This is a genomic window from Acinetobacter sp. RIT698, from assembly GCF_009668065.1.
GTDB classification, from domain to species: Bacteria; Pseudomonadota; Gammaproteobacteria; order Pseudomonadales; family Moraxellaceae; genus Acinetobacter; species Acinetobacter guillouiae.
The window spans coordinates 1-1121 of sequence record NZ_WJYH01000115.1; the positions used below are offsets into that span (position 1 = coordinate 1).

A 1121-nucleotide genomic window follows, 5' to 3' on the forward strand; every position below is an offset into this window, starting at 1 on the left:
TCGTATTCGCTTTATCTCCATCAACACGCGCTTGAACTTCTTGCTGTGCTAATGCCTGTACATCATTGATTTGCGCAACTGTTGTATCAATACGCTTACTTAGTGCAACATCCTCCTCAATCCGTGCAGATTGTTCCGACCAAACACCTGCAAACCCACCCTCATTACCAATTAAGTCGTTTTCAGACCCAATCAATGTCGGGTTAATCTGGGCATAAACACCATCAACCTTAGTTGTTGTTGCTGTCAATTTATTGTCAACATCAGCTACTTTCGACTCAACAGTACTTAATGCGCCAGTCGTCGCATAATCACCAAGCTTAGCCTCTACAGCATCAACCTTCGATACAGCAGAACTAGCACTTGTCACAGCCACATCGGCTTTTGATAAAGCAGTTGCAGAATTGGTTAATGCATTATCCGCTGTACTTTTTGCTGATGTTGCTGTTGCGTTAGCCTGTTGCGCCATAGATGCTGCCGCACTTGAATCGGTAACCGCAGTATTGGCTTTAGTTAATGCACTGGCTGCATTAGTTTTTGCTGTTGATGCATCAGATTCAGCAACATCGACACGACTGTCTAATGCTGTAATTGCAGTTGCATTGGCATTTGACTTTGAAACTGCTGTTTCAGCTTTGGTCTGAACATTTGCAAGCGCAGTATCATTGCTAGACTTGTAATTGTTCAATGCTAATGTATTTGCAGAATCTCCATCTTTTCGTGATTGAATTTCAGCTGTAAGTCCATCATTCAATTTTGAAACAGCGAGTAAACGTTCAGACTTTTCAGTTGCTAAATCAGTATTCGCTTTTTGAGCAACAGTCGTTACTTCTTGAATAGCAGTTTTACGATCTGCAATTTCAGTACTAACAGCTTTATTTACATCCTGAATTGCTTTTGTTCGCTCAGTCCGTTCATTTGCTAAATCATCATTTGCTTTTTGAGCTGACTCTTTCGCTTGCTGTACAGATGTCTTAAGACCTGAAATATCAGTATCAATATTTTCAATGTGATCAATCTTAGTTTTCAAATCCTGATTTAACTGACTTTCAGAGATTTGATCATTCAATAGTTCAAGCACATCGGTAGCATCTGCGGAAGTCACATCACTGACCCAATCA

Annotated in this window: 1 pseudogene; it reads right to left on the bottom strand. The window is 40.5% G+C overall.

Features of this window, described 5'->3' with window-relative positions:
- Window positions 1–1105: pseudogene (locus GJV03_RS21300) on the bottom strand (host specificity protein); the annotation flags it as partial.
- Between the last annotated feature and the right edge of the window lie 16 nt (window positions 1106–1121).